Raw genomic sequence first — 21,555 nt, 5'->3', positions numbered from 1 at the left:
GGGGTGGGTGGTAGCGGGCGTGTTCATGCCATCGACTATATACCCTAGGGGGGTATCCCGCCACAGTTCTTAGCCCCCATCACGATCGCGGCAGCTTCGTGCATGCACCTACGCCGCCCGAGGGGTAAAAGCTGATTGCTTTAGGCCCTCATAGCCGCCCTGTTCAATAAATAAATGTAATTTATTCATCAGCAAATTTTAGACTTTTGCTATCCATGAATGAACTATGCCCCTTGTAGCCCGCCTCAGCCAGAGACTTGCGAGCGCGGCACTTATCAGATTCACTGTAATAGTATATCAGCCACTCTGATTCCCGGGATGTTCGCTTTACGATTTCTTCAACGTACTGAAAATCAGATGGGCCGTAAGAAAACCCAACGCTTGTAATCTCTCGTAATTCTACCCCGTCGAGATATTCTTGTAGCTCCGTAACCCTAAGTTTTTTTCGAAATATATCTCGATACGAATTGTTCAGCATCTCCCACGTCGCCGAGCCGACATTACAGTGACTACCATGCTCCAAGTCTAGACTACTGAAACCTACAATCAATTCCCTTACCGAATCACCGTGCTGAGCCTCATGGGAATCGCCTGCATCTATTGACCCGTGAATATGAAACGATTGAGCCCCATAAAGATGCTCTACAGTCGGAGTGTAGTTGAAATTAACGATGTACCCGTTGCAGCCTATGATTTTTTCTATCTTGCTATTGAACTGCGGTGCCAGCGCTGAGGACTTAAGCCACTCCTCTAGCCGACTGGAAAGATGAAATACTTCTTCTATTTGTTCTGCTAGGTTCTCCACTAAACTGGCGTACTCGAAGTCCTCCGCATCATCGGGATCGGGGACCCCTTCTGGAAGGTGCAGGTCCTCAAGCATGGACTCGAAGTCGGACCAGGTTATTTTTTCCTCTTTGAAGCTCGCACCCCCTCCCTCCCCCTCATTCTTTTTTGCTTGTTCTTTCGGGTTTTGACCGGGTTTTAACGTGACCAAATAATTTAGATGCAGGTATAATGCCCGTTCTAGAGATTTCTCCGAGTTTTCCCGATATAAACATTCAATCACATTCAGCCATGGCGATCTTGGTGAATTTGGGTCATCTAGAAAATTTTTTTCGGGCACACCTGGGCCGCCCACAGCCTCATATTGGGAATGGGAAAAATTAAGACGATTTCCCCACCATTCTTGGAAATCCGACCACCTGGTATTCATACCATGGAGTATGTCGAGTCCATTTCCGACGATTAGTAGCGAGTTGCCCGTTTGTGGGGATTTACAATCAATGTTCATATAAATCACTCCATACTAACCCAGCTTTTTTGGGCTAAAATTAATGCATTATGCAAATTTGGGGAAGGTGAGTCCAGCCACTTCTTCGCCAACCTTTTAAAATCATTAGCCACTGTGACGTGGGCGCGTTAAACCGGCAATTCATATCGCCATAACCGAAAAGTTTCAGACCACCTCTCGCTCTTCGGTCATGACCGCACCTCCTCCGCCACCGGCAAGAACTGACTCGCCTTCTTGCTCCACGAAATCGCCAGCACATCGCGGGCGCGCGTAGCCCCCACATACAGCAGCGAGCGCTCCCGCAGGGCGTTGTCCTCGTGGGCCTTCTCGTCGTAGTCGCTGCCGGCGAAGAACCTCGGGATGGATGCCTCGCTCACATCGAACAGCAGCACACGGGAGAACTCGGTGCCCTTGGCCCGGTGGAGGGTCATCACCGCGGGGGTTCCCTGCGGAATGTCCTGCTTGTCCACCGGGGCCGCGTGGACGCCCAGCTCTCCCAGGGTGCGGACCAGCGCGTCACGCTGCTTCTTGGTGCGGGTGAGGATGCCCAGGGTGCTGGCGGAGAGGCCTTCATCCGCCAGTTCGTCGAGCCACCTCCTGACCAGCCCGGCCACGAGCTCGTATTCCTGCGCGAGATCCCGCGCGGGCAGCAGCACGGGGACGGGCCCGGAACGGCTGGACACGTATCGCTCGTGGGAGTGGTCCACCGTCTCCCCCTCAACCTCGTCAAGGTTGTACTCTCCGCCCTCCAGCACCTTGAGGGCCAGCGCGAGGTTCTGTTCGGTGGTGCGGTAGTTCAAACGGAGGCGCCGGGAGCGGCCCACCACCTTGATGCCGTAGTGGCCCAGCACAATCCGCTGACCGTAGATCCGCTGGTTGGAGTCCTCAGCAATGAACAAATCATCGGGGCCTTCCGCCACGCATGCCCTGGCCAGTTGCCAGCGCGTGGGAGTAAAGTCCTGGCCCTCGTCGATCAGCACGTGATCCGCCGGGAGCCGCCCCTCAGAACGGCGCAGGAAAGCCGCGGCAATCGCCGCCGCTTCATCCCAGTCAATGGATTGGGTGGCCAGACCGTCGGCCCGGTAACGCTGCACGGCAGCCCAGACTGCACGTCGTTGGTTGCGCCCCAGGCGTGTTCCTCGGCCCATCCGCGGAGCCCGGAGGTACTCCCGCTCCTCGGTGATGAGCGCCGGCAGGATCACCTCCTGGTATTCGGACTGGAAGAACGCGGGCACCGCCACCTGGTGGGGCAGCTCCGTTCCGGCCGCCTCGATGGCTTCATCCCACGGGCTCGCCCCGTACGCGCCGGAGCTGCGGTAGTCAGGGGTCCGCTGAACCCCCCACCCCACCACCTCTTCCATGGCCTGAGACAGTCCCTGCGATCCGTTGGCGACCCCCAGCACCCGGTGGGCCACCTGATCGAGTGTCATCACCGTGATGCCGGGCTGGCCAAGCTGCCCTGCCATGCGCACGCGCGGGTCCAGAGCGCGGATCTGCTGCGCGATCATGTCCACGAGATTGCGGGTGTAGGACACCACCAGCACACGCGCGTCCGGGTTTTCTCGCGCCAAGCGCACCGCTCGGTGGACCAGCACCACGGTTTTGCCAGTGCCCGCTCCCCCGGAAAGCCGGAACGGCCCGGAAGTTTTCTTGTCCACGTATTCCTGCTGATCGGGGTGCAGGAAGAGCCGCCACGCGTCGAAGTCGCCGCTGGCCAGGGCCTTTTCCAGGGCGGCGTCGTCCTCGATCAAGTGGAACTGAGAGGCCGCCCGCGGAGTGGTCACCGCGCGCACCACGGCGTCGGTCTCAGACGGCACGCCCACCTCGGTACCACCGGTCACGGGCTCGTCCACCGCGGTGTACCGCTCGCGCACGGTCTCCAACGTCTCCCCCGTGGCGAGATCCAGCAGCGCATCCGCCTGCCAGCCACCCACCCGGCCCAGGAAGGCCATGAGGTCCGTTTCCGAGCTCGCCCGCACGGCCACCGTGGCCACGGACTCGTCCACCCCCAGTTGGGCGGTGAGCTCTTCCACTGCCAGGGCAGCCAGGGGGTTACGCGCCACAATCACCGTTTCAGGCTGGGCCTCGGGGGACGACGACGCCGTGTCCTCCTCCTGCTGCAACGCCACCATCTCCGCGGCTCGGGCTTCCACCAACGCCTTGAGCTCGGCATCCGTGTAGTGCTCCGCACCGGCCATGTCGGTGGAATCCACCTGACGAATCTCCGCCGCGCCGCTGGTGGGGTTCACCCGCGCGTAGGCCTTCGCCGCCACCTGGTAGGCGTCGTCATGCGCGTACACGCCGTAGAGCAGCCACAGGGAGCCCAGGTCGAAGAGCACGAGTCGGTAGAACTGGTCCACACGCGCCGTGCGAACGCGATCATCCGCACAGTTCTGGATGGGCTCCACGTGCAGGCCGTTGGTGGTGGGGTCCTTGATGAGCTTCTCCAGCGTGGCATTCACCTTGCCCGCAATGGATTTCTCATAGCTGCCCAGGAACCCTCGGTCCAGGATGAGCTGTTTCTGCGGCGCAGTCATGGCATCTCCGTCTTCCGTTGAGTGGTGTCACCGTGGGTGGTCAGAATCTTTCGGATGGTGTCCGTATCGGGGCCCGTCACGGTCCAGTCAGGCGGGGCTACCGCGGCAAAGTCCATCGCGTTCTTCTCATCGGCCAGCCACGCGAGCTTATAGTCGGTCCACAGCAGATCCACCACATATCCCTGCATTTCCTCCCCGATCTCGGGGAGGGGCAGCCCTTGTTGACCCGCGAGTGTCAAGACCTGCGCTTCTTCCGGTGAATAGGCCTGCGAGATGGCGTTCTTCCAGTCGGGGGTTAATTCCACGGGCCCGGGAGAGTGGAGGATGTTCACGCCACCCAATCCCGCGCGCTCCCTCTCAGTAGACGGCGCGGGGGCCTCCTGCGAGCTGGGCAGGTGGGAGAAGAACTCCAGCCACTGGTTCTCCTCGTGCTCCTCGGCCGCGTGCTCCGCCGCGGACGTCCACGTTTCCAGGATGGTGACGGCGCCGGGCTCCATGTCCTGTCGGAGGTTGGACAACGCCAGCCACTGGCGCCAGGAATCGGAGAAATAGGGCGATTCCACGGCGGCGTCCCGGTCATCCAGCACCACGGCCAGCCGGCTGTGAGTGGGGGTGACGTCCCCCAAGATCACCAGGGGGCCCGTGCGGCGCACAAAACCCTTGGTGGTCGGCGTCCGCGGAGGATTCGGCAGCGGTGACCCAGGCGGCGTGTCCAGAATGGCTCGGGCCTGTTCGGCCAGGGCGTCCAAACTCACCGGCGCGGGTTGTCCCGCGAAGAGCAGCAGATTCAGTTTCTTGGCCACGCTGAGTTGCCGCTTGAACGGGTCGGTCTTGCTGTCGCTGATCAAGCTCAGCAATTGGTCAAAGGGGTTGGCATCCAGATAGCTCAGGTCCGCCGCATCCACCACTCCCTGGCGCTGCAGGGCTCGCGTGAATTGTGTGACCCACATGTCCTTGAGGACCCCCTCACCGGGTTCCCCGCGCTGAGCTGCCTCGTACGCGTCCAGGTCCGCGTGGGTCACCACGTACACCAGATAGCCGCGCTCGCGCAGACCACGGCGCTTTGCGGCGTCGTCGCCCACCCGGTCGTGTGCGGTAGTGGCGTGGTACGTGCGCCCGTCCAGATAAATGGCCGCGCCCTGACTACCGAACTGGCCCTGCCAGGTGAGTAGCGCGTCCGGTTGGGTGTCCCCCAGGAGCACCTGGGAGGCGTAGGAGTAGCGCACGCCGCCCAGCATGACGGAGAAGCCTTGGCCGCCATCGCCCACCGTGTCCGTCACCTGAGCTCCGGGCAGAGCGCCCACGGCGGCACGGAACAGCCGACGGAAGCGGTGTTCGAGGGCCGACTCAAAGTCGTCGCCCACGGGCGCACGGCCTTCCTCCACACGCCAGGTCATCTCCTCCCCGGGCGCCTCGTCGCCCAGGATGGTGCCCAGGATCTCGACGGCGCGCTGCCGGCTCAGGTACTCCCGCTTCGACGCGCGCACGTGGGGCATGAGGCAGCGGAAGCACGCCGCTTTGTCCTCGTCCTGGCACACGCAGCCCACCAGGAACTCGTGGGCTCCGCGCAGCAGATGCCACAGGGACTCGGGGGTCGCGAGCTCTGCGAGGTAGCCCGTGCCGCCGGGCACGGAATCGAACAGCAGCAGCGAGTCCGCGTTGTTCCGGCTGACGTCCGGAACCACCTCCATGTTCAGGTGGCTGATTTCCCCGCCAAAGCGCTCCCGCAACCCCAGCATGAGCGCGCAGTAGAAGCTCCACAGGGAACGACCGGAGGTGTCTTCCGTGATGGACGGCGGGAGGCTGATCATGATGGATTCCGTGACCAGCTCCCGGGCCAACACCACGGACACGGATTCCGGGTTCTCCACCCTGCGCTGCGTGCACCAACCTTGGTGTTCACGTGCGCTGTTTTCGTCCGTGTTCTCGTCCTGGTGACCACAGACGGGGCAGATCAAGAATCCGCCAATGCGCTGCGAGCGCCCCGCGAGCGTTGCTTCGCGAGCGCCTTCCCGCGGCTTGCCCACGTTCATGCGCGTGAGGCGTGACCCGCGGCGGAACGTGACACCCACGCCGGTCCCCCCGATGGACCACTCCGCTCGGGTGTCGGACTCCGTGAAGTCCGGGATGGTCAGGGTGTCGTAGGAGGTGCTATCGCGGTCCTCGCGGCCGTCGGAGATCTTGGCCTGGTTCAGCTCCATGGTGGAGGACACCTTGGTCAGTTCCACCACGTTCAGGTGCTGACCCGAATCCGCAATAGCTGGCCTGTGGCATGCGGGGCACTCGTCCATGCGCTCCGTGGGGGCAATCTCCTGGCTGTACCCACACGCCGGGCAGAAGGCGAACCGACGGACCCCGGCGCCGTCACTGCCCACGTCCACCGAGTCGATCTTCAGCTCATGGCCCCCGGCATAGAAGGCGTTGCCGGGCGCCAGCTCGGTGAGGGCCGTGAACCCGGAACGCTCATATTCCGCGGGGATGTGCTTCCAGTTATCGTGCTCATCCCGGTAGGTGAGCGTGGCCTCCAAACTCACCGCATCATCGAACAGGGTGAAGTTGGGCAGCACACCAAAGCGTTCGAGCACGCCGATCCAGTGCTCGTGGCTCAGTTGCGAGGACTCCGCACGCAGCCGCGCGCTGCTGCCCTTGAGTCGGCGCTCCTCCCGCTCGCGCGCCGCGGGGTCCTCCGTGAGACCCAGCTTCTGCTCCTGCTCGTCCAGGAGTTGTTGCTGTCCCTCGAGTTCCGTGGCGAGCTTGCCGTCCTCCTCCGCCGTGATCACCACGGTGCCATCGGTAATTGCCCGGAGCTGCTTCTCCACGCGATCCCGGCGGTGATGCAGCTCGGCCTTTTCGTGCTGCCACCGCTGGACGGAGGCTCTGATGGCTCGTTCGAGCCCGCTGGGCTCGCCGTTCTCCGGCCACGTGGCCCACGTGCGCAGGGCCTGCGCCGCTTCCTGGGTCATGCCCCGCCGGGGTTCATCGCCCACCTGGAACGCGGAGAGAAACTCATCCAGTCGCTGCTGGGAATGCTCACGCGCATCGGCCAGGAGCGTACCCAGGAACGTCCCGGGGTCGCTGGACTTCATGACGGAGGCCGCGCGCGCGGGATCCGGCGTGCCCTCGTCCCCCGCCATGCGATCCATGAGGAACGCCGTGTACTGCCGGTGCAGAATCTCCTCCGCGGACAGGTACGCGGCCGGGGGCCGCACCCCGCCGTTGAGCATGAACTGGGGTTCAATGAACGCCGAGCCCTTGCCGCGCGTGGTCATGAAGGCTAGATCCAGGGAGTTGCCGGTCAGGCGGCCAGCGCGCCCCACGCGTTGCAGGTAGGAGGCCACGGTGTCCGGGATGGACGCCAGAATCACGGTGGAGAGATCACCAATGTCGATGCCCATTTCCAGCGTGGGCGTGGCCACCAGCACGTTGGGGGCGCCCGGCGTGGTCTCGCTGTTCTTGAACTCGTTCTCGTACTGCAGGCGCGTGTCCGCGGCAAGCAGAGAGGTGTGTTCGCGGGCAATCACGCGCCGCATGTCCCCGCGGTACAGGCTGCGGTAGTAGCTGTCCCGCAGGGTGTCCGGGTGGAGCGTGCCCTTGCACTGGTAGGCGGTGCAGGGCCCGCCCGCCAGGGTGCGCAGGGTATCGGGGAGTCCCGTGACCACCTGCCCGCACTCGGGGCAGCGCAGGATCTCTGCGGGGCCGGTCAGGGCGGCCAGCACCAGGTTCTCCGGGCGCAAGCCGTAGCTTTCCGTGGTCACGGTGCCCCGTTGCATCACAGGAACCGTGTCGGTGAGCCGGTGCTCGCTGAGCGCGGTGAACAGGGGCTTGAGCAGGTATCCCGCCCGGCGCCGGTCCACGCCCAAGCAGCGTGAGGTCCAGTCCACGTACCAGCTGTTGGAGTTGGTGAGATCCTTGAACTCGGAATTTTCCTTGAACCGGCCCGTGGCGGGGAACGCGGGCGCTCGTCGCTGGCGCGGGAAGGCGGGCATCACGTCCTTGGGCCGGCGCCCGCCCCAAATCTCGTAGCGGGTTCCGCCCTTCTCACGGTGCGGGCGCAGCCACTCGTGAGCGATGGCACCGTCCACGCGCAAACGCTCCAGGATGCCGCGTACCCACGCGCCGGGCCGCGCGGCCCCGCGGGCTTCGATGCCGGGCAGGTCGATGGTCAGTTCCCGCGCGGCCAGGTCCAGCACGTCATGACCCAGGGTCTCCAGTTCGTCCTCGGCCGCCTGCACGGAGGCCGCGGCCGTTCCGGTGGCGGCCAGGGTGCGCCCGTAGGACTCCACGAGGCCCACTTCGAGTTCCACATCGAACTCCAGGCGCGTGGCCACACGGTCCCGGGCACGACGCCGCCTGTTCCGGTCCTCAGAGTCATCCCAGTACCCGCGGACGGGCGCGTTGTCGGCAATCGAGGGGTGCAGCAGCCGGTACCTCTCCTCCGAGGTGCGGGCCTGGTCCATCATGCGCGTGACCACGTCCCGCACCAGGGTGGGCTCCTCGGTCAGCGCGGACTGGATTGCCGAACGCAGCGCGAGCGAATAGGAGCGGGCCTCCACGAATCCCGCACGATGTGCGGCGTCCTGCACCGAGTCCGTGAACACCAGCGACTTCTTCTCACTGAGGCTCAGCCCCTCCGAACCGAACAGGCTGGAGAGCGCCACGGAAAGCAGCGTGGCGGTGCGGGAACCCACAAAGCGGATGCCATCGTTTTCTTGGCATACCGGGCAGTTGTCCCTGGTGCTCAGACCGTCCGCTTCCAAGCCCACGTGCATTCGCACGGGGAGGGTGTCCAGATCCCCGGCATCCTCTTCCGGAAGTTCGTCCTCGATCGCGCGCCGTTCCGGATTGAGGAACCGGAGGCGGTCATCGCTCTGAGGGTCGACACCAGGCACGGAGATCAGTGCGCGGAACCGCCCGGATTTGCGGGCCTGCGCTTCACGGATGGTCTGGGGTTTCACGATCAAATCGCCCGTGCCGGTGAGCGCCACACCCCACCCGGAGCGTCCGCAGTGTCGGCAGTAGATCGCTGGGAGGAAGCTGCCGTCATGCACGCCCCGATCGTCGCTCCATGCAAACGCAACGGCCGGCGACGTCGCCCGGTCCACGTGGGATACCTCGCGCGTCCAGAGGTGCAGCTCCACGTTGGGGAAGCTATTGCGTTCCGCCCGCGAGCGCACGTGGGACAGCGCGCCGCCCAGTGCCTCCACGCAGCGGGCTCCGGTGGTGTCCTGGTCCAGGTGAGGCACGAGAGCTGCGGCGAGATCGCGGATCGAGGTGGCTTGGGCCGCGGCGGACAGCAACGTGCTCACGAGCGGGTGGGCGAGGAAAAGATCCCGTTCGGTGGCGGCGTCGAGCTCGGTGTTCTCCCCCAAACTTTCCAGGGACGGCCAGAGCACCGCGAGCACGCGACGGGTGAGCTCGGCCGGCTCCGGCAGCCGCCCGTCCGTGGCACCGGGCAGGAGCTCCAGAACCGGTTGGAGCTGGGTCAGCGTGGGATGCTCCTGCGCCTGCAGGTCAGCACCCTCGATCCCGGAAACTGACCCCGAGCGGAGGCGTTCCAGTGCGGCATCACGCAGCGCGTGCTGCGTAACGCGACGTTCCGTCACCACGGATTCCACGGTGAATGGGGTGCCGAAGATGGTGCTCGCGAAATCCGCCACGGGGGCGATGTCGCTCTCGTCCCCCAACGTGGCGGAGGTGGCCACCGGAACCATGGCGGTGCGCTGCGGGGCCAGGCGTTCCAAGACCAGGCGCAACCGGCGGATGAGCATGGCCACATCGGTTCCCTGGGCCCCGTTGTAGGTGTGGAACTCATCCAGCACCAGGTACCGCAGGGACTCGGCAGAATGCTCCCACAGCGGGCGGTCCGCGGAACGCAGGAGGAGCTGGTCCAGCATCTTGTAGTTGGTGAGGATGATGTCCGGCACCGCGGAGCGGATGGTGTGCCGGTCCTCGATCAGTCCCTCCGGGGACATGACCGTGCGCGGCGCCCCCGAGTGCTCACCGGTATAGAGCGCGGCCGTCACTCCGTTCAGCGCCGGGTTCTCATGGATCATCCGTGCCAAGCGGCCCGCCTGGTCATTGGCCAGGGCGTTCATGGGGTACAGGATGATCGCTTTGATCCCGTGCACCCCCTGCTTCCGGGCCCGGACCGCGTAATCCAGCAGCGGGTACAAGAACGCTTCGGTCTTACCCGATCCGGTTCCCGTGGTCACGATGGTGGGTTCCGGGATCCGCAGGCCCCGGCGATCCTGCGGGCCCTCCACTGAGGGGTCCGTGGTGAGGCGGCGGAATGCCTCGGCCTGGTGGGCGTAGGGCTGGAACCAGTCCGGCAGCACGCTCAGCGGAGAGGCCCCGAGTTCGGTGTGGAACGGCAACCGCGTCCGCAGGAACGGTCCCCGGAAGATGCCCTGGTCTTTGTCGCTCAGGAAGTCAGCAAACGCGTCCCGCGCATAGCGGTCCGAGAACTCGATGGCCGTGGTGACGTACTCCACCAGGGCCGATTTCATGGCCTCGGCCTGCAGCGAGGGAAGCAGCTCACTCATGCGCCGTTGACTCCTTCATAAACACCCGGTTGGTACACACCCTGCTCCATGCGCTCGGCAAAGGCGGCATAGGCCTCGCGCATGTCCGCCTCGCGGTCCAGGATCCGGAAGGGCTCGGGGGCGGTGATCTGGCGACCTTCGGGGGTTTCGTACGTGCGGTCCGCAATGCTCAGGCCGCACTCCGGACGCCCCGCCTTATTCCATGCAGTGCGCACGGTGGAGGGGATCAGGCGACCGTTGCTGTCGCAGACCTTGCCGCGCTTATCCTCACCGCGCTCGTACGTGTAGAGCACCCCGAACTGGGTGCGGTACAGCGTGCACAGCTCGTCAATGGGAATCCCGGTCACATGAGCCATGATCGCGTCAATCTCCACGAGCGCCCGACGACGGTCCTCGTCCCGGCGCAGCGGGATCGCACCCGACCATTCCGGGGACACGTCCCCGAGGGCGGGACGATCCGGACGCTCACGACCGCCCGTCCACGAGTCCTGCGCCATAGCGGGCGTCCAGCAGTCCCGCCAGAGATCTGCGTAGGCCTCGGTGAGGCAGTTCAGGCGGAGGATTCGGAGGGCGGCTGCGGGAGCTAACGGATGATTTACCGGGATCGTCGGGAGTCGCTCAACAGCTCCCTTCCTGATATCGCTGCCCGCTGTGGCGCGGATAAGAAAATCACTAATGAGGCTAGACAGCCCGCAGGCCGCCAGAGCTAATGACCTCTGGTTCTCGAGTGGAAACCCGATACAAGGAACGTTATCAACAGTTCCGACCCCGGGGGGGAATATAGCTGGAATAAGCGTCCTCTCACCGGTACTTGCGGCCATTCGACGCCACATGACCCGATAGTAGTCCCGCACCGGCACCGCAACGTTTTCACGAGGGTTGCGAGGATCTTTCACGGCCCAGGATCCGTAGTCGCGGTCGTACCGAACGGTGGATTCCGATCCATCCACATCGCGATCGTAGATTGGCTTGTACTCGGTCACGGGCAGCGCATCCTCGGGGAGCACCTCCAGATCCACCGACGAGTAGTCCTGGTTGCCGCTCATCGTGGCATTCCGAGACGAGTAGAACGGATTACCCACGTGGAAGTACGGCCCCTGCAGGATCACGTCCTGCCATGACTTAGCCTTGCCCCACCGAGACTCGAAGTACCCGTCACGTCGCCCGAACGTCTCATCCCATCCTCGGCTGAAGTGCGGGGCCCAGTCGCGGAGGACGGGAACTTCCGTCAGTCGCTGAAGAGCGGCCGCGGCCGAACGGTTCACGGAGAAGACCATACGAGTCTCCTCTACAGGAACATCCGCAGATCCGCCTTCCATAAGCGCATGCCATGTACGGAGAACTTCAACATCTACCCGCTCAATTCGAGCGGCGTGCGGTCGCAAATCCCAACCGCCTTCCGGGTTCTTAAAACCCGGCTCAGGGCCGTCGCCGTTGTGCCCCAGTGACCCACTAACAGTGGAGGGGTGGTACACAGATACTGCATTCAGGAAGTTAATGACGTCCTTTTTGGCATACACATTTATCGCGTAAGACACATGATGGTCAATTTCTTTAAAAAGCTGGGCTTCGTTCACGAAGTTCCAATGACGTCGTAACCTAGGATACGTGGAACGACGCAACGCATAACCGTTGGCATCGGTTAAGTGCGACGGGGGATGGATAAGCGCCGTGCTCCCCCGTGGCGACGCGTGTCTCCAGGTCTGGCACATAAATGCCCGGTACAGGTCGGGCTGCGTTCCGGCCAGCTCTGGGTACTCGCTCGCGGCTCCCACCAGCTCTGCGAGGGCGGCCGTGTCGGCGAGACCGGTCAGGAGGATGTCCTCCGCTCCGGGCAAGCTCAGCGTCCATTCCCGCCGAGCGTTCTTGGCCTTCTCCGAGGGCTTCTCCATGAGCGTCCACCACGGATCGCTTTCCCCCAGCAGGGCTCCCACGTCCGGGCGGGGCCGCACCCACGGTGGGTTCCCCACCTGGAAGTCGAACCCGCCCCGGGAGAACACGGCCGCGAAGTCCAGCTCCCAGTGGAAGAACCGCTGCTCCTTGGCAATCCGCTGAGCCTCACGTAGCCACGGAGTCTCGGAGAGCAAACGGTCAATGTTCATGGCCTTATCGGCGGGGAACATGGCCTCAATGCTTTGGAGCGTCTCCCATTCGGTTTCACTCTGGCCGAAGTACTCCGCCTGCTGGTTGGACTTGACGGTGAATTTCGAGCCCGTGATTTTTCGAATGGTCGCGAGCCATTCCTCGAACGTGGGCGGCTTCGGAGCATCTTCACGCAGCGAGACGGGCCAGAACCACAGGGCGCACCACGCATCCATGATGAGCCGCAGCCGGCGGTACGCGGAGTTCGGGTCCTCCAGCCACGCCTCGATCTCCTCGCGCGTAACCGAGCCCCCGGGCTCCACATCCGCTCCCCACACGTCGATGGACCGGCGGGACTGGTGCTCCGCCTCCACCATGCGGCGTTTGGCCAGCTGCCAGAGCTCGTCAATGCGCTCCGTGAGGGAGGTGAGCTCCTTGATCTCCGTCTTGGTGGGCTTGCGGTGCACGCGCTTGGACCATTCCCGCAGCGCCTTGGCCTGCTCGGGTGCGAGCTTCTTGATCTCCTTATTGGCACCCGCCGCTCCCCAGCCCTCCGCGGGCAGCAGGAAGTGGAAGATCCCCGTGGTCGAATCCACGGTGCGATCCAGGGGGACGTGACGCGGCGTCGTCGTCATCCGGACCTTGGGGGTGGATTTGGTGACCACCGAGGTGTCGTACACCGAATGCCGCGCGCCCACCAGCGAGTTGCCGGAGCGCAGGCGCAGCCCAAACCACGGCGCCTTCAGCCCCCGGGACATGGTGTCCAACCACAGGGACACCTCCGCGAGTTCCACCGCGGTGGGGTTGAGGTCCACGCCGTAGACGTTGTGCAGCGCAATGTAGGCCTTCACGCGCTGCAGCTCGCGCGGATAGTCCTCGGGATCGATCTTCTGATCGAGCTCCGCTTGCCGCCGCTCCAGGTAGGCCGCAGCCAACTGACCCACCGCCTCGATGGCGAATGCGCCGGAACCCAGCGCCGGCTCGCACACCGAGAGGCCCAGGATGTCCTGGGCGGAGAGGTCATCCGTGAGCAGCTCCTCCAGGCCTTGCTGCACCGTGAACTCCGTGAGCACCTTGGGCGAGTAGTAGGACGCCGACTGCTGCCGCTGCCGCCCCGAAAGCCGGAACACGAACTCCCCGAAGTGATAGGTGCGGGGAGACTCCTTGCCCAGATCGTCCTCCGTCATGACCACGTGCTCGCGCAGCTCCTCGTCCACGCGATCCTCGGGCACCACCCACGAACCCTCCGCCGGGTTGCCGCGCTTGGCCACTTCCACCAGGGTCTCGCTCGCAAAGGAACCCGTGTAGCTCATGAGGGACTCGTACACCGCGCCCAGCTGGTTGATGCCCAGCGCCACGTAGCTGATGAACCCGCGGTCCTTGCCGCGGCGCTCCTTGGTGAGCAGCAGGTTCTGCAGCACCCGCTGCAGGGCCTTGTTGCCCAGCTGCACCTCGTCAATGAGATGGGTGCGGGACGGCCGGAACAGATCCGAGCGCAGCGCCTCGAAGGTGAGGCCTTCGCGTGCGGCGTGCGCAGCGGCGTCGTGCTCCGGCGCCTCCCGGGGACTGTGGCCGCTCTCCACGAGGTCGAACAGCACCTTGAGCGAGGCGTAGAAGTGCGTGCCCTGCTCGGAGCGGGACGTGAGCTGCTTGAGAGTGAGCTCGCGCAACCGGTCGATGGAATAGCCGGCCTCATACTCGGGGTCACCCGTGGGCACCACGCCCAATTCCGGGCTGGCCTCCGCATACAGCAGGAACAGGATCCGGTAGAGGTACCGCAGGGACTGCACGGCGAGCACCTGAGCCTGGTCATCGCGCAACGGCGCCAGCCCTTGCTCCTTGCGCCGGGAGACCACCTCATTGGCAATGATCTCGATGGACTCGCGCACGCCCTCCCGCAGGTCCTTGGACACACCCACGGCATTGCGCACGGATTCCTCGCGGCGCTCGTCCCACCGGATGATCCCGTTCGCGTCCGGGGTCACGGAGGCAGCGGACAAGCACGCAAGCATGCGCTGGATCTCGCCGCCGGACTTGGTGTCACCGCGCTCCGCGATGGTCTGGACGTCCACCGCAAGGTATCGGCCCTGCGGCCACCCGTCCTCGCTGGTGAGCACCACGGTGCGCCCGGCCAGCACCAGCATGTACCGCGGCGGCTGATCCTCGGAGACCAGCGCGGACAGCAGCTCGCTGACACCCGACACAGGGTCCCCGGACTCCTCGTCCAGCGTGACGTCCTCGGTGAGCAGGCCGTGGTGCTTGGACAGCAGCTCTTCGGCGGTCTCCGCGGCGAGCGCGTCAATCACCACCACGCTCGGCTCCGTGGTGCCCATGGCCGAATACCACCGCACGGCGCCGGCACCGCGGTGGGGAGCGGCGTCGTAATCCAGGACGTCCCGCAGCCTGGCCGCCGACGCCGCCGAGGCGCGTCCCAGCGCATCCCGCCGCTGCTGCGCACTCGCGTTCTCGGGCAGCTCCGCAGCCGTCGCATGCAGGGCAATCAGCTCGGATAGCACCCGCTGGCGCGAGGAGGTGAAGCGCTCCAGCGGGCTGCGGAAGGACTCGTTGTCCTCCGCTTCCTGCTTCCACTCCTTGATGAGCTTCTTGGTCTCCGCGAGGAACGTGCGGGAATTCTCATCCGCCGTGAAGTAGAACTCGCTGATCCAATCGTTGACTACCACCAGGGCATCGCTGGACGGCATGATCACTTCCCTCCCTTGGGCACAACCACCAGCAACGGGCGCACATAGGTGCGGTCCGGCAGCATCTCCTGCGCCAGCCGGCGCTCACCCTCCACCGCGGAACGGGTTTGCTTGAACAACTGGGTCTGCGCGGCCACGCCCTCCGCGGCGCGCTCCCACGCGTTCATGCGGTCCACCCACGCATCCACGCGCGCCTTTGCCTGCTTGTAGGCGGCCACGGAGACCCCCTGCTCCATGAAGTCGCGGGCGGCGGTGACCGCAAGCGGGATCAGGGGTTGATACTGCTCGGGCTCCTGCACCGGCACACCCACCATGTCTGGGGTGAGGCCCAGATCCGCAAAGAGCTCGGCGGGAGAAGCGCTGGGCTGCACCATCGAGTAATCCCCCATGAGCTGCACCCTCATATACGAGACCGCAATGTTCTGGCCGCGGCGGTTGGTCACGATCCCCTGCATCACCACGGTGGGCTGCTGGGCCGCGCCCTGCACCGCGAAAATCTCGTCCCTGCCCAGGTGCGCCAGGGAGCGGTCCGCGGCCCAGTCCAGGACCGGGTGCAGCGGGGAGAGGTAGTGGGTGTCCGGCCACGAGGTGCCCTTGGCGTCATTGCGCGCGGCACTCAGCCGCTCCTCCGCCGTGGGCTTGTCCGGGGTCAGCCGGATGCGATCCAGCACCCCGCGCTCCTCCAAGTAGGACTGCGGCAGAGCCAGCAGGCGTTGGCGCAGGTCCGGGCTCGGCTCGAACGTGAGAGCCTGCAGATGGCCCGCGTTGTTGCGCTCAATGGTGAGCCCCCCCCCGCCATGGTTCCGGGTCCTGTCAGGCTCGGCGTACAGCTCCGCGAGCCCCTCCCGGAGATAGTCCACGTCCGAGGCGAACAGGCCGGAGCTCTGAGCGGCGTCCTGCGTTGCGTTGTCCGTCTCGGCCGAATCCTCCTCGGTGCCCGAGTTCATCAGGAGATCGATCCAGAAGCCCTCATCCTGTTCGGCCGCCTGCTCCGGGGCGGGAACCACGGCGTCGAATTCCTTGGCACCGCGCAGCACCTCGGTGATGGCCTTTTCCTCGGCATCGCCCGAGTAGGCGCCCATGAGCGACGCCGCGTCCCCCAGCTTCTCGTGGGCCTCCCGCTCACGCTCCATCAAGCGGGTGAGCACGTGAATGTCACCGGAGAACTCGCCCGCGCCTTCCAGGTCCAACAGCAGCGTGGTGATTTGCGGGGAATGCAGCTGCCCGTAGCGGTCAATACGGCCATTGCGCTGCTCGATGCGGATCAGGGACCACGGAATGTCGTAGTGGATCAATTCGTGGCACTGCAGGTGGAGGTTCACGCCCTCCGAGGCCACGTCACCGGTGACCAGCACACGAATGGGGCTCGAGGCCTGCTTGAAGGACTCCACGAGTTCCTGCTGCTCCACGTCCGTGAGGCCGCCGTGCAGCACGCGGACCTGGTTGGGCTTGAGCTTCAGATCCCGGGTCAGGTGCTCTCGGAGCCATTCCAGTGTGGGGACCCGCTCCGCAAACACCACCGCGCGTTCGGTGGACCGCGGGCCCACGCTCTTGCTCTTCAGCTGCGCCACGAGTTCGCGGTACTTACCGGAACGGGGTGTGGAGCCGTCCTCGGGCAAACACGCGGCATTGAGGTCCCGCAATCGCAGCAGCGCCTCCTGCTCGGGGCCGGCAGCGGCATTGCCCTCGATCGAGCGCAGGCGAGCGTCGATCGTGGCCTGCAGGGCGACCGGAGAGGACAAGAACGCCTTGGCCAGAGTCCACGGGAACAGCCGGGAGCCCTTCCCCGTGACCGGGGCACTTCCCTGCGGATGGATCCACGTGGCCGAGAGCTCCTCACCCACCGCGAACTCCTCCGGGCTGGGCTCCACCACCAGGTTCTGCGGTTCCTTGCGCTCCGCCCAACGGTCACCCACCTCGTTCTTCACGGCCTCCGAATAGCGGTGGCGGCGGATCATGAGGTTGCTGACCGCGGCCTTGCTGACATCCCCCTGGGCGCTCACGCTGGTGGGTTCCAGCAGCGTGAGCAGCTGGGCGAAGGAGGAGCTGTTGCCGTTGTGCGGGGTGGCCGAGGCGAGGATCAGGGCATCCGTATTGGGAGCCAGGATGTTGGCCAGCTGGTTGTTCTGGGTGGCCTGGTTGGTCACGTTGTGGGACTCATCGATCACCACGGCATCCCAGTGGTGCTTGCGTAGATCGTGGATGAAGCGGTCCTGTTTGAGGGTGTCGATCGAGATGATGACCTTCTCGAAGAACGTGAATGGGTTGCGCGTAGCGGGGAGCTTCTGCTTGACCTTCTGCACGCCCTCCGAGTCCAAGCGGACGAACGGGATGGCGAAGCGCGACCACAGCTCGTGCTGCATCTGCTCCAGCACGTGGCGGGGTGTCACAATCAGGATCCGCCGGCCGCGGCCACGGCGGATCAACTCGGCCAGGATCATGCCGATCTCCAGCGTCTTGCCCAGACCCACGGCATCCGCGATGAGCAATCGGGTGCGCAGCCGACCCGGTTCCAAGGCCTTCTCCACCGCCTGGCGCTGGTAGGTCAGTGCGTCCGCGAGCGCGTGAGATGTCAGAGCTGGCTGCGGCTCGGAGATGGGCAGAGAAGTCTTGCGCAGCGTGGACTCCAACCACAGCCGGGACTTCGCGTAGTGGGAGCTGGTGTCCGCCACCACCCGGGTCTCCGAAGGATCCTGAGTACGGACGGAATCAATGCTCCGGTAGAACTGCGCGGTGGTCCCCTCCACCAGTTCACTCACGCCGCGCACCGTGAGTAGTTCCCCGTCCGCGGTCTGCTCCACCGCGGACACCAGCCACTGCTCATCCCGCACCTCCACGATGGCACCGGGGGCAATGTCTAGCGCTTGATCAGTCATCAACGACTCCGTGTGGAGGGACAGTTACCTGGCAGTCTACAAATGCAAACGCATGCTGGGGCGCGTGCCGCCACATCCGTGGCCTGGTCTGGCCCCCCGACAGATACGACCCCGGGGACGAGTGCGGCTGTGCTCGCTGAACGTGTCGGCGGTCACTTGTACTGTGAGCCGCATGATTCAGTCGGCCACGCAGTACCCCGTACGGACTCTCCTAGATGCGACCAGCCGGTTGACCTACGTCATCCCGCCGTATCAGCGCGAGTACTCGTGGCAACGCGCCCAGTGGGAGAACCTCTTTCAGGACCTCCTCGAGGCCGAAGGACAGCACTTCCTGGGGACGATCATCTCCCTTAACAACTCCTCGGACACGATGGATCCTCGCTTGGAGCTGATCGACGGGCAGCAACGCCTCACGACTCTCTCGATCCTGCTGGCCGCGTGCTACAGCGTGCTCTCGGATCATCGGGATGATCTCGACGAGGAGCAGGTCTTCAGCCTCAGTAACCTCGGACGCCAGCTCATCGTGCCCGCCACCAAGTCGCCGCGACTGTCTCTGCAGACCCAAGGAGATAACAGGGCGGACTACCTCTACATGCTCCACTGCGCAGGGCTGAAGGTGGACGCTCCAGCACCGTCCTACTACGGGCTTCGGAGGATTGCCCGCTGCTTCGCCTATTTCCGAGACTCCATCCTGGAACTTGCCGTGGAGCCCGATACCCCGGGCACACGGCCCACCAGCCCTGAAGAAGCCGCTCACCGCCTCATGGAAGCCGCCAATGAGGCCATCATCGTGAAGATCGAGGTGTCCACCGCTTCCGATGCCTTCACGCTGTTCGAGTCCCTCAACAACCGCGGTCTTCCCCTGTCCCCCGTGGACCTCATCAAGAATCAGTTCCTGTCCCTTTCGGACGCGCGCAAAACCATGAGCGTGGAGGATGCTTTCGCTCTCTGGGACACGATGCTGCGCAACCTCGGTGACTCATACAACGTCCACGAGCGTTTCCTCCGGCACTACTACAACGCGTTCAGCGCCGAGCTCCCGGAAGTGCCGAACGCGAGCTTGGCCACCAAGAAGAACCTCATTCGCATCTACGAGACCCTCTTCAAGGCCAATCTGACGGATCAAATCACGCGACTGGTCGCGGCCAGCGCCATCTTCGGACGCATTGCCTGCACTCAGGAACCGATGGACCCCACACCGCTGGACGCCGCCTATCGGGATCTCAACCGAGTCCAGGCGGCCCCCTCCTTCGTGCTCCTGCTGTGGTTGCAGACTCACGCGGGCGATAAGAATCTCAGCGAGAAGGATCTCACCGATGTGACGGGCGAACTGGTGAACTTCTTCGCCCGTCGCAATGTCACGGGCTATCCAGCCACCTACGCCCTGCCCCGCTTGTTCATGGGGATCATCAAGGAATCACAGGAGCAAGATCGAGCAGGCATTCTGCACCTCATCGCGGACGCGCTGCGTCAGAATTCCTCGGATGATGCGACATTCCGCGCACGCCTCGAACAGGACCTCTACACCGAGAACATCGACGCCGCACGGTTCGTCCTCACGTCGCTCTCGGAACAGGGGATGACGAATGAAACGCGGCGAGACCTGTGGGAGCGCCAATCGGGCCGCTACGTGTGGACCATCGAGCACATCCTGCCCCAGGGAGAAAACCTTCCGGCAGCGTGGATCGAGATGCTGGGAGGAGCGGATGCAGCGGCTCAAGCCCAGGCCAACTACGCACACAAGCTCGGAAACCTGACGTTCAGCGTGTACAACAGCAACCTCGGTAACCAAGGCTTCCTGGAGAAGCGAGACCACCGGGACAGCAACGGCAACTACATCGGTTATCGCAATGGCATCCCGCTCAACGCGGATCTTGCCGACCGGGACACATGGGGCCCCGCGGAGATCCAGGACCGCACCACGCGTTTGGTAGATCGCGCCCTCGCGCGGTTCCCGCTACCCAGCGTGTAGCTCAACAGATCAAGTCGAGAGGACCCCAGCACCCCAGGACGGAAGCGACGGCGCGCTGCCGTGGCCCCGCGGCGTCGTCGTCCCCCGCGCAACCGCACAACAGAAGGGGCCCGCGGCACACGCCACGAGCCCCCAAAGGAGCAACCGTCAGTCCACCGCCAGCCGCCCCCGCTTCGCGTGCGGGTGCCGCCCGTGGACAGCGTGGTACAGAACAGCCGCCACGACCACCAGTACCGCCAGCACCGTGTACATGGTGCCGAACCCGGTGGCGGAGAGCAGCAGGCCCAGGACCACGGGGCCAATGCCCACGCCCACGTCCATGAGCAGCAGCAGGGTGGAGATGCCGGTGCCCAGCTTGTGGGCGGGCACCGCGCTCACGGCGATAGCCTGCGCGGCCGGCATGAGCGTGCCGTAGCCCAGACCGGTCATGGCGCCGGCCACGACCACCTGCCAGTCCTGGGTGGCCACAGCAAGGATGCCCAGCGCCACAGCGAAGCAGATGAGGCCCAGGTACACCACCACGTTGTCCCCGCGCTGGTCCTGCACCTTGCCCAGCACCAGGCGCATGATCAGCATGGCCACGGCGTACGCCACGAAGAACAGGGCGGCACCCGTGGTGACACCGCGCTCCTCGGCGTAGGCGTTGAGGTAGGTGATCACGCCCGCGTAGCAGACGCCCACCACCAGCATGAAGGAGCCGATGGGCAGCACGGACGGGTGCGCGATGTCGCTCAGGGAGAACTTCGAGCGTTCCGCCTTCGCCTCCTGGTGTGCCAGCGGCTCGCGCAGGAAGATGCCCAGCACCAGGCCGAGCACCGCGGTGGCCAGGGTGGTCCAGAACAGCCACGTGTAGTCCAGGTTGCCCACCAGGAACAGCCCCAGGGCGGGACCGATCGCCGTCGCCAGCGTGGTGCCCAGCGCGAAGTACCCGGTGCCCTCGCCGCGGCGGGAGTCGGGGATCACGGACTGCGCGATCGTCATCACGGCGGTGCTCGCGAACGCGTAGCCGAAGCCGTGGACCATGCGCACCGCGATCAGCACGGGCAGCGATCCCGCCGGGATGTACAGCGCGCACGCCACGGCCACGACCACCAGGGCGATCAGCAGCATCCGCCGCCGCCCGAGCGCGTCCACCAGGTAGCCGGACACGAGCCGCGCCAGGGTGGCACCCACCACGAACGCGCTGGACGCGAAGCCGCCCACCGCGTCCGAGGCCGCAAAGCTCTTCACCGCGTACAGCGCCATGGTGGTGACCAGCATGTAGAAGGTCAGGTACTGCAGGAAGTTGACCACCCACGCCACCACGAACGTGGGCGTGACCAGCCGCTCGGGCCCCGCGGAGTGCGCCGGGCCGGACCTGCTGTGCTCCACCACCACGGGCAGCTGGCCGGTGGGTACGTGCTCCTGGGTGTCGACGGACACGGGCGCCTCCTGGGGGTCTCGGATTTGTATAGTGCAAAATACTACTCAGAGATTTGTATAATGCAATCCCGGAGTCTCCGTTCCGTACGCACGTGCCCCCACCTCCGCGTCCGCCCCCGTCACGACGACGC

The 21,555-nt window shown here is 64.7% G+C and carries 7 protein-coding genes; 1 reads left to right on the top strand and 6 read right to left on the bottom strand.

Features of this window, described 5'->3' with window-relative positions; translation table 11 throughout:
• Positions 1–181: 181 nt before the first annotated feature.
• The 5 genes from D9R02_RS07110 to D9R02_RS07090 all read right to left on the bottom strand — a co-directional run bounded on the left by D9R02_RS07110 (position 182) and on the right by D9R02_RS07090 (position 18,030).
• Entirely contained in the window at positions 182–1,291 is a 1,110-nt protein-coding gene (locus tag D9R02_RS07110) for an AbiH family protein (protein WP_121566631.1), read from the bottom strand.
• 188 nt (positions 1,292–1,479) lie between these two features.
• Positions 1,480–3,828, bottom strand: a complete 2,349-nt coding sequence (locus D9R02_RS07105) for a 3'-5' exonuclease (protein ID WP_121566630.1) — start codon at positions 3,826–3,828, stop codon at positions 1,480–1,482.
• The gene (locus D9R02_RS07100) at positions 3,825–10,370 is read right to left on the bottom strand and encodes a DEAD/DEAH box helicase (RefSeq protein WP_121566629.1); all 6,546 of its coding nucleotides are present in this window, start codon (positions 10,368–10,370) and stop codon (positions 3,825–3,827) included. The genes D9R02_RS07105 and D9R02_RS07100 overlap by 4 nt, the downstream gene beginning before the upstream one ends.
• Positions 10,367–15,154 (bottom strand): Eco57I restriction-modification methylase domain-containing protein, encoded by a 4,788-nt coding sequence (locus D9R02_RS07095; protein WP_121566632.1) that lies wholly within the window; start codon positions 15,152–15,154, stop codon positions 10,367–10,369. The genes D9R02_RS07100 and D9R02_RS07095 overlap by 4 nt, the downstream gene beginning before the upstream one ends.
• A 2-nt stretch (positions 15,155–15,156) precedes the next feature.
• Positions 15,157–18,030 carry a helicase-related protein gene (locus D9R02_RS07090; protein WP_121566628.1) on the bottom strand — a complete coding sequence of 958 codons (2,874 nt, stop codon included), beginning with the start codon at positions 18,028–18,030 and terminating at the stop codon, positions 15,157–15,159.
• Between the two features lie 172 nt (positions 18,031–18,202).
• Between D9R02_RS07090 and D9R02_RS07085 the strand changes: the two genes are divergently transcribed.
• On the top strand, positions 18,203–20,002 hold the full coding sequence (locus D9R02_RS07085; RefSeq protein ID WP_121566627.1) for a DUF262 domain-containing protein: 1,800 nt from the start codon (positions 18,203–18,205) through the stop codon (positions 20,000–20,002).
• 147 nt (positions 20,003–20,149) lie between these two features.
• Here D9R02_RS07085 and D9R02_RS07080 read toward each other — a convergent pair whose 3' ends face one another.
• Positions 20,150–21,424, bottom strand: a complete 1,275-nt coding sequence (locus D9R02_RS07080; protein ID WP_101888152.1) for an MFS transporter — start codon at positions 21,422–21,424, stop codon at positions 20,150–20,152.
• Positions 21,425–21,555 lie beyond the last annotated feature (131 nt).

Source organism: Kocuria rhizophila (genome assembly GCF_003667225.1).
In the GTDB taxonomy this organism is placed as follows: Bacteria; Actinomycetota; Actinomycetes; order Actinomycetales; family Micrococcaceae; genus Kocuria; species Kocuria rhizophila.
Note: the sequence above shows the minus strand (reverse complement) of the source record. Positions and strands in the feature narration are given on the sequence as shown.